The organism is Oscillibacter sp. KLE 1728, from assembly GCF_934833455.1.
GTDB lineage: Bacteria > Bacillota > Clostridia > Oscillospirales > Oscillospiraceae > Oscillibacter > Oscillibacter welbionis.
Genome location: NZ_CAKVVF010000065.1, coordinates 1 through 11,225, shown reverse-complemented (window position 1 = coordinate 11,225; position 11,225 = coordinate 1). Strand labels below are relative to the sequence as shown.

General features: G+C 62.1%; 13 protein-coding genes. 8 read left to right on the top strand and 5 right to left on the bottom strand.

Features of this window, described 5'->3' with window-relative positions:
* The 4 genes from folD to yfmF all read right to left on the bottom strand — a co-directional run.
* On the bottom strand, nucleotides 1-785 hold a 785-nt coding region (gene folD / locus QVE23_RS08190), incomplete at its 3' end, for a bifunctional methylenetetrahydrofolate dehydrogenase/methenyltetrahydrofolate cyclohydrolase FolD (protein ID WP_287967911.1).
* A complete protein-coding gene (lgt, locus tag QVE23_RS08185) occupies nucleotides 769-1,794 on the bottom strand; it encodes a prolipoprotein diacylglyceryl transferase (protein ID WP_119310820.1) in 1,026 nt (341 codons plus the stop codon). The genes folD and lgt, both read right to left, overlap by 17 nt.
* Before the next feature lie 31 nt (nucleotides 1,795-1,825).
* A complete protein-coding gene (gene yfmH, locus QVE23_RS08180) occupies nucleotides 1,826-3,097 on the bottom strand; it encodes an EF-P 5-aminopentanol modification-associated protein YfmH (RefSeq protein WP_287967910.1) in 1,272 nt (423 codons plus the stop codon).
* A complete protein-coding gene (yfmF, locus tag QVE23_RS08175; protein ID WP_021749083.1) occupies nucleotides 3,094-4,362 on the bottom strand; it encodes an EF-P 5-aminopentanol modification-associated protein YfmF in 1,269 nt (422 codons plus the stop codon). Before yfmF ends, yfmH begins: the two co-directional genes overlap by 4 nt.
* A gap of 136 nt (nucleotides 4,363-4,498) precedes the next feature.
* Between yfmF and QVE23_RS08170 the strand changes: the two genes are divergently transcribed.
* Nucleotides 4,499-4,897 (top strand): DUF2500 domain-containing protein, encoded by a 399-nt coding sequence (locus QVE23_RS08170; protein WP_287967909.1) that lies wholly within the window; start codon nucleotides 4,499-4,501, stop codon nucleotides 4,895-4,897.
* A gap of 45 nt (nucleotides 4,898-4,942) precedes the next feature.
* Here QVE23_RS08170 and QVE23_RS08165 read toward each other — a convergent pair whose 3' ends face one another.
* Nucleotides 4,943-5,929 (bottom strand): dipeptidase, encoded by a 987-nt coding sequence (locus tag QVE23_RS08165; protein ID WP_276894948.1) that lies wholly within the window; start codon nucleotides 5,927-5,929, stop codon nucleotides 4,943-4,945.
* Between the two features lie 188 nt (nucleotides 5,930-6,117).
* Here QVE23_RS08165 and ylxM point away from each other — a divergent pair, with 188 nt between their 5' ends.
* The 7 genes from ylxM to trmD all read left to right on the top strand — a co-directional run bounded on the left by ylxM (nucleotide 6,118) and on the right by trmD (nucleotide 11,091).
* Complete coding sequence (gene ylxM / locus QVE23_RS08160) at nucleotides 6,118-6,483, top strand: YlxM family DNA-binding protein (RefSeq protein WP_036630187.1); 366 nt, start codon at nucleotides 6,118-6,120, stop codon at nucleotides 6,481-6,483.
* A 4-nt stretch (nucleotides 6,484-6,487) separates the two neighbouring features.
* Complete coding sequence (gene ffh / locus QVE23_RS08155) at nucleotides 6,488-7,855, top strand: signal recognition particle protein (protein WP_021749088.1); 1,368 nt, start codon at nucleotides 6,488-6,490, stop codon at nucleotides 7,853-7,855.
* Between the two features lie 66 nt (nucleotides 7,856-7,921).
* Complete coding sequence (rpsP, locus tag QVE23_RS08150) at nucleotides 7,922-8,161, top strand: 30S ribosomal protein S16 (protein WP_021749089.1); 240 nt, start codon at nucleotides 7,922-7,924, stop codon at nucleotides 8,159-8,161.
* Between the two features lie 15 nt (nucleotides 8,162-8,176).
* Nucleotides 8,177-8,407 carry a KH domain-containing protein gene (locus QVE23_RS08145; RefSeq protein WP_021749090.1) on the top strand — a complete coding sequence of 77 codons (231 nt, stop codon included), beginning with the start codon at nucleotides 8,177-8,179 and terminating at the stop codon, nucleotides 8,405-8,407.
* Nucleotides 8,408-8,592: 185 nt separating this feature from the next.
* Nucleotides 8,593-9,714, top strand: coding sequence for a sporulation integral membrane protein YtvI (gene ytvI, locus QVE23_RS08140; protein ID WP_287967908.1), 1,122 nt, complete (start codon nucleotides 8,593-8,595; stop codon nucleotides 9,712-9,714).
* Nucleotides 9,715-9,806: 92 nt separating this feature from the next.
* Nucleotides 9,807-10,313 carry a ribosome maturation factor RimM gene (gene rimM, locus QVE23_RS08135; RefSeq protein WP_021749093.1) on the top strand — a complete coding sequence of 169 codons (507 nt, stop codon included), beginning with the start codon at nucleotides 9,807-9,809 and terminating at the stop codon, nucleotides 10,311-10,313.
* Complete coding sequence (trmD, locus tag QVE23_RS08130; RefSeq protein WP_287967906.1) at nucleotides 10,303-11,091, top strand: tRNA (guanosine(37)-N1)-methyltransferase TrmD; 789 nt, start codon at nucleotides 10,303-10,305, stop codon at nucleotides 11,089-11,091. Before rimM ends, trmD begins: the two co-directional genes overlap by 11 nt.
* Nucleotides 11,092-11,225 lie beyond the last annotated feature (134 nt).

The window sequence follows — 11,225 nt, the reverse complement described above, 5'->3', positions numbered from 1 at the left end:
GTCATGGGGCCCACGCCGCCGGGCACCGGAGTGATGTAGGATGCCTTGGGTTCTACCGCGGCGAAGTCTACATCGCCGCAGAGCCTGCCCTCGCTGTTCCGGTTCATGGCCACGTCGATGACCACGGCCCCTTCCTTCACCATACCCGGCGTGACAAGACCCACCCGGCCCACAGCGGACACCAGGATGTCCGCCTCCCGGGTGATGGCCGCCAGTCCCGGCGTCTTGGAGTGGCAGACCGTCACGGTGCCGTCCTGCTGGAGCAGCAGCATGGCCATGGGCTTGCCCACGATATTGCTGCGGCCCAGCACCACGCACCGCCTGCCCCGGACGGGGATGCCGTATTCCCGCAGCATCTCCATGACGCCGGCAGGGGTGCATGGCAGAAACACCGGATCACCGATCATCAGGCGGCCCACGTTATAGGGGTGGAAGCAATCCACGTCCTTGTCCCGGGCGATGGCGTTCAGCACCGCCTCCTCGTCCAGATGCCCGGGCAAAGGAAGCTGGCACAGGATGCCGTCCACCTGCGGGTCGCGGTTGAGCTCCTGGATCAGGTCCAGCAGCGTCTCCTGTGTGGTGTCCTCCGGCAGGGCGTGCTCAAAGCTTAAAAAACCGCACTCGGCGCAGTCCTTTTCCTTCCCGGTCACATAGACCCGGGAGGCGGGGTCATTCCCCACCAGGATCACCGCAAGGCCCGGCCGCCGGTACAGGGACTTCGCTGCCTCTGCCGTCTGCGCCTTGACCTTGGCCGCCAGCGCCTTGCCGTCAATGCGTGTTGCCATCAGTCTCTCCCCCTTCCCCGTTTTGGGTCTCCGGCGGCTGGGGGAGCTCCGGCTCCTCCTGTCCGGCAGGGACACTCTCTCCCGCTTCCGCCGTGGAAATATCCGCCTCTGCCGTCCCCTCGGCGGCTTCCGCCGCCACCTGATTCACCAGCAACTCATCCCGCGAGTGCTTTTTGATCTTGATGTTGTAGAACAGCATCACCGCGGCGGTGACTGCCAGAAGCAGACTCAGCGCCTGAGACACCCGGATGGGCTGCCCCAGGAACGTCCAGTTAAAGAGATACAGGCTGTCCGTCCGCAGCCCCTCGATCCAGAACCGGCCCAGGCCGTACCACAGGAAGTAGAACCAGGTGTTCTCCCCATCGAACCGGCGGGCTTTGGAGACCACGAGCAGGATCAGCAGAAGCCCGATCAGATTCCACAGGCTCTCATAGAAAAACGTGGGATGGACCTCGATATACTCCGTGGCGCTGGTCCATAGGCGCATCCGCCAAGGCAACGTAGTCTCGGCGCCGAAGGCCTCCCGATTGATGAAGTTGGCCCAGCGGCCGATGCACTGGCCCAGCAGCAGGCCCATCACCGCCAGGTCCGTCATGGCGCCCATCTTGATCTTCTTGTGCCGGGTGTAGAAAAATGCCACGATGGCCCCGGCAATCACCGCGCCGTAGATGGCTAGGCCGCCGTCCCAGACCGCCACCATCTCGCCCCAGTTTAAGCTGCCATCGGCGTTGCGGTAGAGGTCCAGATAGAAGATCACATAGTAAAGGCGGGCGCCGATGATGCAGCTAGGCACCGCCCACAGCACCATATCCAGCACATTGTCCTCTGTCAGGCCGTAGCGCTTGGCCTGCTTCATGCACAGCACCAGGCCCGCCAGCAGGCCGATGGCCAAAATGATGCCGTACCAGTAGATCCCATGGCCGATATGGACGGCGATAGGGTCGGGATTGAAGGACCAGTCCCCGAACAGGCCGGGAAAGCTGATGGGCATATCCTGTAATGCTCTCAAATGGGGTTCCCCCTCTTTCTCTGTCTTGGATTCAGTTCTCCCTGGGCACGATCTCGCTGAGCACAGCCCGCTCCGCGGTCAGATTGCGGCGCAGGAAGGCGGCCACGTCCTCTTTGGTGATGGAGTCGAACACCTGGGGGAAGCGGAAGGGATCATAGCCGTGGAAATACCCCTCCGTCAGGGTCACGGCGATGTTCTCAAAGGAATTCAGCCCCCGGAGGTTGGAGCCGAAGGACGCCCGGCGCACCCGCTGGTAATAGTCCTCGTCGATACCCTCCGCTGCCAGGCGCTCCGCCTCCCTCTGGATCTCAGCGGCAGCCCGGCGGGCGTCCTTGCTGTCGCCGCCGGCATAGAGGTATGCCACGCCCGGCATCATCTCAAAGGCGCCGCCGAAGCTGGTGTTGATGACCCCCTCCTCATAGAGCCGCTGGTACAGGTGGCTGGAATCCCCCAGCAGGATGTCGCAGGCCATGTCTCCCAGAACGGCGGTACGGAGGTAGTCCTCCCCGTCCGCCGCCGGGGCGCACTTGTAGGCCGTCAGGAACTGAGGGGCAGAGACCTCCATGGCCATGCGGGTCTCCTTTGCCGCCACCTGGGCGGGTTCCTGGCCGTAGTCCCGGGGGACCACCGGCCCACCCTCCCGGGGTAGGATCCGCCGGGCCAGGTCCGCCACATGGACCGGATCCACGTTGCCCACCACTGTCAAAATCATGTTGGAGGGGGTGTAGAATGCCTTGTGGCAGTCGTACAGCGTCTCCGCTGTGATGTGGGAGATACTCTCCACCGTCCCGGCGATAGAGGTCCGGGCAGTGCTCTTCTGGTACAGGGCCTGCATCATCCGGGTGTAGAGCTGCCAGTCGGGGTTGTCCTCGATCATGCGGATCTCCTGGCCGATGATGCCCTGCTCCTTGGCCACGCTCTCCTCCGTGAAATAGGGGATAGAGACGAAGGACAGCAGGATCTCCAGATTCTCCTCAAAGTGCTCCGTGGAGTCGAAGTAGTAGCCGGTCATGGCGTTGGAGGTGAAGGCATTGGGCTCCGCGCCGTTTTTCGCCAGCTCCTGGAGGGCGTTACCCTCCTTGGTGTCGAACATCTTGTGCTCCAGGTAGTGGGCAATGCCCGCCGGTGTGTCCAGCCACTTACCGTCCAGACAGAAGCGGGTGTCCATCCCGCCGTACCGGGTGGCAAAGAAGGCGTACTTCTTGGCGTGCTCCGGCTTGGGGACCACGCAGACCTGCAATCCGTTGGGCAGCACCTCCCGGTAGACGGACTCGCCGATCCGCTCGTAAAACGTCTGCTTCATTCCGCAGTCTCCTTTCCCTTCAGGAAGTACACCGTATCCAGAGAGACGGTCTGCATGGCGTCAAAGATGCGTTCCGCCGTCACGTGCCGCACCTGCTCCGCCAGCAGCTCCGGCGTGTCCTCCTGTCCGGTGGCCGCCTGGCCCAGGTAGAAGTTCTCCAGCTTCCCCTGGGAATCTCCCATGGAGGCGTAGGCATTCAGCAGCGTACTGCGGGCGCCCTCCAGCTCCCAGTCCTCCAGGCGGCCAGCCTGCACGGCGGCCAGCTGGGCCATGATCTCGTCATAGGCCTTCTGGTAGTTCTGGAACTCAATGCCGGAGGAGACGGTGATGAGCCGCTTCTGCCGGTGGTAGGCGGACGAGGCGTAGTAGCACAGGGACAGCTTCTCCCGCACGTTCAAAAACAGCTTGGAGTTGCTGCTGCCGCCAAACAGGGTATTGCCCATCAGCGCGGCGGCGTAGTCGTCGCTGCCGCAGGCAAAGCCCATACCCAGCTTGCCCTGAGTCACGTCCATGGCCTCCTCCACCCGCTTCACCTCGGTCCGAGCCGGATGGGGCGTGGACGGAGCGATGTCCCGGATCCCATCCCTGGGCAGCGTGGCGAAAGCTGCGGCCAACGCCTCCCGTACCCGCTCCAGGGATGCGCTGCCGCAGTAGAACAGCTCCAGCCTGGCGGTGGCAAGCAGCTCTCCGTACAGGGCGTGGAGCTTTGGCATCTGCAGCTTCTCCGCACCCGCCTCGTCGCCCAGGCGGCTGATGCCGTAGGGCTCCCCGTCGCACATCTCCCGCAGCAATCGGGCGTAGGCATACTCCCGCTTGTCATTCACCTGGCTGCGGATGGCGTCAATCAGGTTGGTCTTCTCCCCCTCAAAATAAGCGGTCACAAAGCGGCCCCGCTCGGTCACGGGATCGCACAGCAGCTCTCCCAACAGCTCCGCCACCGGCTCCAGCAGCTGTTCCCCTCCGGGGATGTAGCTGTCGTCGATAAAGCTGGCCACGAAGCCTACGCACTGATTCTCGCCCTGCTTGCGGACGGTGTAGTCCACAGAGGCACCGTACAGCCGGTCCAGCCGGGCGGACAACGCCCCCAGGTCGGGATAGCGCACCGTGCCCCGGCGCAGGATGGCCGGCAGCAGCGCATAAGCGGAGGCAGTCTCCTGCTGCAGCGGGGTGACGAACTGGGCGGAGAGCAGGCTGGTCTTGAACTTTCTGGCCGGCAGATAGGTGAGATACACCCCGTCGGCCAGTTGGATTCTGGTTCTTTCCAAGGTCTCAACTCCTCTTCTGTGGAATACAACATGGGATTATTATAGTATATCTCTTCCCATAATTCAAATTCTTTCTTGCCGACTTATGCGGTATCTGGTAAAATCAGTCTCAACAAGAGGAAAAGGTGGGATCTTCATGACCACGCCCGGCTTTGGCGGCATGGGGCTTTTGGACTCCTTTATGTTCGGCGGCGGATTCGAAATTCTGTTCTTTCTGATCTTCGCCCTGGTGCTCTGTCTCTTCATTGTGATGATCGTCCGGGGTGTCAGCCAGTGGCACCGGAACAACAACTCCCCCCGGTTGACGGTGGAGGCCACTGTGGTGGCCAAGCGGATCGATGTCTCCCACCATCACCACGGAGGCGAGACCCATCACATGACCACCTCCACCCAGTACTATGTCACCTTTCAGGTGGAGAGCGGTGACCGGATGGAGTTCTCCGCCAGTGGCCGGGAGTATGGTCTCCTGGTGGAAGGGGACACGGGCCGCCTGACCTTTCAGGGCACCCGCTATCTGGGCTTCACACAGCCGTGATGCAGAAAATCAGACAGCTGCTCCGATAGGGAGCAGCTGTCTTTCTCATTGCGGCGGCAGGTCCGGCCCCGCCAGAACCCGCAGGAAATTGCCCCGGGCGATCATTTCCAGCTCCTGCCGGTTCATCCCCAGCTTTTCCAGCCAGTAGAAGAGGTTCCGGATGTGGGCGGCGCTTTCCAGGCCCTCTGCCCCCTCGTTTCCAGGGCCCATAAACTCGCAGAAGTCGAAGCCGCAGCCCACATGCTCCACCCCCATGACCTCCGCCATGTGGACGGCGTGGAGGGCCAGGGTCCTGGCGGTCTGCTGCCGGGGCTCGGCGTGGACAAAGCCGTGGAAGGCGTTCAGCCCCACCACGCCGCCGGTGTCCCGGATGCGGCGCAGCTGGTCGTCGGACAGGTTCCGGCGCACATCGCACAGGGCACGGCAGTTGGAGTGGGATGCGATCACCGGCCCGGCGGCCAGGTCCATCACGTCCCAGAAGCCGCCGTCGTTCAGATGGGACACGTCCACCACCATCCCCAGTTCTCCCATCCGGCGCACCGCCCGGCGTCCCGCCTCCGTCAGACCCGCCTGAGGATCGCCTCCGGCTCCGGCGGCCAGGGCATTGGTCTCGTTCCAGGTGAGCATCCCCAGCCGGGCACCCTGGCCGTAGTACCAGTCCACGCCGGCGGGGTTCCCGCCGATGGCCGCCATGCCCTCCACCGCCAGGAAGGCGTAGATTTGGCCCGCTGCCCGGGCAGCCTCTGCCTCCGCTGCGGTGTGGACCGGGCGGATTTGCGGACATTCCGCCAGGTCTGCCCGGGCACAGGCAAATATCTGATGGGTGCGGCCCAAATTGGATGCAGGATCCTTCCAGGCGGTGTCCTTCCAGAACGTCTCCCGGGGCCCGCTGGCCCAGACGGCCAGCACCAGCCCCTCCACGCCGCCCCGCCGCAGCCGGTCCAGATGGTGGTGCTCCAGCACCCGCCGCTCCCCCAGCAGGCGCCGCCGGGTCACATCGTACAGCAGATCCGAATGCGCGTCGAATACCATAAACTCCCTCCGTTCTGTTCAGTCCCTCTCAGTCTATGCCGCAAACGCGGATTTGGCAAGCCGTTCCGGTCTGCCGGAGGGGAATTTTTTCCGGATTTCTTTCGTTTTTCCCCTTGACTTTTCCGGCAAAATCCTGTAAACTATTTCTCGTTGTAAAGGAATACAGCTTTACAGAAATGAGGGAGTTCATGAAAAATCAGACATACCGCATGACCATGCTCTTCGATTTTTACGGCGAACTCCTCACCGAGCGGCAGAAGGAATTCTTTGACCTCTATTACAATGAGGACCTGTCTCTGGCTGAGATCGCGGAAAACGCCGGCATCTCCCGCCAGGGCGTCCGGGACGTGATCGTCCGGGCGGAGGGCGTCATGCAGGAGGTGGAGGACAAGACCGGCCTGATCCGGCGCTTCGAGCAGATGCGGGGCCATTTGCAGGCCATCGAGGATGCAGCCGCCGAGCTGAAGACCATCAACTACCGCCAGTATGAGGACCCCCGTCTGACTGAGCTGGCGGAATTGATTCACGCGGAAGCCACCGCTTTGAAGGAATGATCGCATGGCATTTGAAGGGCTCACCGAAAAACTGAACGCAACATTCAAGAAGCTGCGGGGCAAGGGCCGCCTGACAGAGAACGACGTCCGGGAGGCCATGCGGGAAGTCCGTCTGGCCCTGCTGGAGGCCGACGTAGGCTATAAGGTGGTCAAGGACTTCGTGGCTACCGTGACAGAGCGGGCTGTGGGGTCCGACGTGTTGGACAGCCTCACGCCCGCCCAGCAGGTCATCAAGATCGTCAACGAAGAGCTGACAAAGCTCATGGGCGGCGGCACCGCCCGGCTCTCCATGGCCAACAGCGGTCCCACCGTTGTGATGATGGTGGGCCTGCAGGGCGCCGGCAAGACCACCACCACCGCCAAGCTGGCGGGGCTGATGCGCCGCCAGCTTGGCAAGCGGCCCCTGCTGGCCGCCTGCGACGTGTACCGTCCCGCCGCCATCGAGCAATTGAAGGTGGTGGGTGGCCAGCTGGACCTGCCGGTATTCGAGCAGGGTCAGGGTGACCCGGTGCAGATTGCAGAGAATGCAATCCGCCATGCCCGGGACCACGGCAGTGATATGGTCTTCCTGGACACCGCCGGCCGGCTCCATGTGGATGAGTCCCTGATGGATGAGCTGAAGCGGATGAAGGCTGCCGTCCATCCCAATGAGATCCTGCTGGTGGTGGATGCCATGACCGGCCAGGATGCGGTGAACGCCGCCACTGCCTTTGACGAGGCGCTGGGCATCGACGGCGTGGTGCTGACCAAGCTGGACGGCGACGCCCGCGGCGGCGCTGCCCTCTCTATTCGGGCCTCCACCGGCAAGCCCATCAAGTTCGTGGGCACCGGCGAGAAGCTGGATATGATCGAGCCCTTCCATCCGGACCGGATGGCATCCCGCATTTTGGGTATGGGCGATATGCTGTCCTTCATCGAAAAGGCCCAGCAGACCTACGACGAAAATCAGGCCGCCAAGCTGGAGGAAAAGCTCCGGAAAAACCGCCTGACGCTGCAGGATTACTACGAACAACTCCAGCAGCTGCGGAATATGGGTGACCTGAGCCAGATCGCCAGCATGATGCCCGGTGCTCTGGGCCGCCAGATGGCCGGTGCCACCATCGATGACAAGGCCCTGGCCCACACGGAGGCCATCATCCTCTCCATGACCCCGCTGGAGCGGGAGAATCCCCAGATCCTGAACGCCAGCCGGAAAAAGCGCATCGCTGCTGGCTGCGGCCTGGAGGTGGTGGATGTGAACCGGCTGCTGAAGCAGTTCGATATGATGCAGCAGCTGACCAAGCAGATGACCCGGGGACGGCTTTCCAAAATGGGAGGCGGCGGCCTGGGCAGCCGGATGCACGGCTTTGGTCGCAAGAAGCGGCTGAAATAAAGTGGATATAAGTGCTATGCATTTATAGATAAAAAATTTCGAGTTTACTGTTGGAGGTAACAAATTATGGTGAAAATCAGACTGCGCCGCCTTGGCGCCAAGAAGGCTCCTTTCTACCGCGTTGTGGTAGCGGACTCCCGTTTCCCCCGGGACGGCCGCTTCATCGAGGAGATCGGCACTTACAACCCCTGCGTCTCCCCTGCTGAGATTAAGATCGACACGGAGCGCGCCCAGGCCTGGATCAAGTCCGGCGCCCAGCCCACCGACACCGTCAGAGCTCTGCTGAAAAAAGTAGAAGTCCTCTGATCCGGAGGATCGGGCATGAAAGAGTTGCTGCTCTACATCGCCAGAAACCTTGTGGATGATCCGGAGGCCGTCTCTGTCACTGAGGTGGAGGGTCCCCAGGAGCTGACGCTGGAGCTGCGCGTCGCCCCCGACGACATGGGAAAGGTCATCGGCCGGCAGGGCCGCATCGCCAAGGAGATCCGGACTGTCATCCGGTCCTATGCCCAGCGCACCGGCCAGAAGGTTTCCGTAGATATTGTAGATTGAACCGATCATCCGGCGGGCCGCTTCCGCCAGATCCGAAGGGAGGAGGCCAGGCCTCCTCCTTTTTCGATCATTTCGCTGCCGCTGTCCGGGCTGCGGCTCCGCCGCTTCGGCCAGCCCGTTCCACTGCTTACTTGTACTACACCGCAAGCGTCAGGTGACGCTGCCTGTGGGATTGGAGGCTTTTGGTGTCCACAGAAAAAAAGAGAAAATTCATCATTGATGTGACCTATCTAGCGCTGATTCTGGTGCTGGGTTATCTGCTGTTGCAGTATGCGCTGCCGCTGCTGCTGCCGTTCGTCTTGGCGTTTCTGATCGCCTATGTTCTGCGCCGCCCCATCCGCTTCCTCTCCCGGGTGCTCCACGCGCCCAAGGGGTTGGTGGCGGTACTGCTGGTGGTCCTCACATACGGCACCATCGGCCTGCTGCTGGCGCTGGCGGGAATCCGGATCACGGCCACTATCACATCTGTGGTGCAGCAGATTCCCTCGCTCTATTCCGCCTATATTCTCCCGGAGCTCACTGACTTTTTCGCCTGGCTGGAGGAGCTGCTGGCCAAGCTGGACCCCTCCCTCATGTCCGCGTTGCAGGAGCTGCAGTCCCAGCTGCTCAATATGCTGTGGCAGTTGGTCTCCAGTCTCTCCGTCGTATTGGTGGGCGGTGTGTCCATGGCCACCTCTTTCGCCACCTCCCTGCCCGGCTTCCTGATCCGGCTGCTGCTGATGGTGATTTCCACATTCTTCATCGCCGTCGACTACCAGAAGATCGTGCGGTTTTGCCTGGGCTGCCTCCAGGGGAGCACCCGGAATCTGGTACTCCAGGTCAAGGCGTATGTGGTGGGAACGCTGTTCGTCTGCATCCGCTCCTACGCCCTCATCATGTCCATCACCTTTGTGGAACTATCCGTTGGTCTGACCCTCATCGGCGTGAACCGTGCGATTCTGGTGGCGCTGCTGATCGCTATTTTCGACATTCTCCCCGTTCTGGGCACCGGAGGTATCATGATCCCCTGGGTCATTCTCTCCGCGCTGGGCGGAGATCTTCCCCACGCCTTCGCACTGCTGGTTCTGTACGTCATCATCACCGTCATCCGCAACATCATCGAGCCCCGGATCGTGGGGGCACAGATCGGCCTGCATCCTGTGCTGACACTGATGAGCATGTTTGTGGGCAACCACCTGTTTGGCATCGTGGGCCTGTTCGGCCTGCCCATCCTGCTGTCCCTGCTGCGGTATCTCAACGACAACGGGACCATCTCTCTGTTCCCCGCCTCCGCCCTGGGAAGGGCGGACACAGAAACAAGCCGATAAACGTTGTCAGGCAGGAGGGTACGGGGCCCGCCTGCCTCCTGTCCGGGTCGGAGACGGCCCGGCGTGCCATCACTTCCCAAAGGAGCGCTCCTATGAGATTGGAAACCATCAAAATCGGCCGCATCGTCAACGCCCACGGCATCCGGGGCGAGGTGCGGGTACAGCCGGACGGCCAGGACCCTGCCTTCCTGACCCAGTTCCAGACGTTCTATTTGGACGGGGCCCCCGTCACCCCCACTGCCAACCACGTCCACAAGTCCCTGGTGCTGATGAAGTTCCCCGGCGTGGATGATATGAACGCGGCCCTGGCCCTGAAGGGTAAGAACCTGTATATCCGCCGGGCAGACGCCAAGCTGCCGGAGGGCGCCTGCTTTGATGCGGAGCTGCTGGGCATGACCGTCTGTGACGCCGCCACCGGCGAGACGCTGGGCGAGATCACCCGGGTGGACTCCTATCCCGCTCACAAGGTCTACACGGTCAGGGGAGCGCGGGAGTATCTGATCCCCGCCGTGCCGGATGTGTTTATCAAATCGGTGGACCTGGACGCCAACCGGATGGAGGTCCAGGTTTGGGAAGGGATGGCCACGGATGAGAATTGACATCATGACGCTGTTCCCAGACTCAGTGGACGCCATGCTGAACGTGAGCATCCTGGGCCGGGCCCAGCAGCGGGGCTATATCTCCATCCAGAGCCACCAGATCCGCCAATACACCACCAACAGGCAGATGCAGGTGGACGACTATCCCTACGGCGGCGGCCGGGGCGCTATCATGCAGGCAGATCCCCTGTACCGCTGCTGGAGCCACATCGTGGAGACCTACGGCCCCGGACGGACGATCTTCCTCTCCCCCTGCGGCCGCACCTTCACCCAGGAAGTTGCCAAGGAGCTGAAAGCGCGATATGACCACTTGATCCTGGTCTGCGGCCACTATGAGGGTGTGGACCAGCGGTTCCTGGACGAGTGTGTGGACGAGGAGATCAGCATGGGGGACTTCGTCCTCACCGGGGGAGAGATCCCCGCCATGGCGGTGGCGGACGCGGTGTGCCGCATGGTGCCCGGCGTTCTGCCGGATGCGGAGTGCTTTGAGGAGGAATCCCACTGGAACGGGCTGCTGGAATATCCCCAATACTCCCGCCCGGCTGAATGGCACGGTCGAGCAGTGCCGGAGATCCTGCTCTCCGGTGACCACGGTAAGGTGGCTGCCTGGCGGAAAAAGCAGAGCTACAAGCGCACTATGGAACGGCGGCCGGACCTGTTCGCCAAATTCGATAAATCCCAACTCACCTCCAAGGCAGACAAAAAGATCCTGGCGGAGGCTGAGGCGGAGTTTGTCGCAGAGCATCCGGATTGTGCCGCCGAGCGCGCGGAGTCCTGAACTGCCGGTATCCCCCATAGGCGTTCAAACAGAACAGAGCCGCACGGGCTTTGCCCGTGCGGCTCTTGGCTTTTATTCGCTTACTTCGCAGCCTTGGCGGCCTTGATGGCCTCGATCAGCATGGGGGTGACCTT

Excerpts from the sequence above, each read along its gene's own strand:
- yfmH (WP_287967910.1), bottom strand. The coding sequence starts at position 3,097 with ATGAAGCAGACGTTTTACGAGCGGATCGGCGAGTCCGTCTACCGGGAG.
- QVE23_RS08170 (WP_287967909.1), top strand. The coding sequence starts at position 4,499 with ATGACCACGCCCGGCTTTGGCGGCATGGGGCTTTTGGACTCCTTTATG.
- QVE23_RS08165 (WP_276894948.1), bottom strand. The coding sequence starts at position 5,929 with ATGGTATTCGACGCGCATTCGGATCTGCTGTACGATGTGACCCGGCGG.
- ylxM (WP_036630187.1), top strand. The coding sequence starts at position 6,118 with ATGAAAAATCAGACATACCGCATGACCATGCTCTTCGATTTTTACGGC.
- ffh (WP_021749088.1), top strand. The coding sequence starts at position 6,488 with ATGGCATTTGAAGGGCTCACCGAAAAACTGAACGCAACATTCAAGAAG.
- rpsP (WP_021749089.1), top strand. The coding sequence starts at position 7,922 with ATGGTGAAAATCAGACTGCGCCGCCTTGGCGCCAAGAAGGCTCCTTTC.
- QVE23_RS08145 (WP_021749090.1), top strand. The coding sequence starts at position 8,177 with ATGAAAGAGTTGCTGCTCTACATCGCCAGAAACCTTGTGGATGATCCG.
- rimM (WP_021749093.1), top strand. The coding sequence starts at position 9,807 with ATGAGATTGGAAACCATCAAAATCGGCCGCATCGTCAACGCCCACGGC.
- trmD (WP_287967906.1), top strand. The coding sequence starts at position 10,303 with ATGAGAATTGACATCATGACGCTGTTCCCAGACTCAGTGGACGCCATG.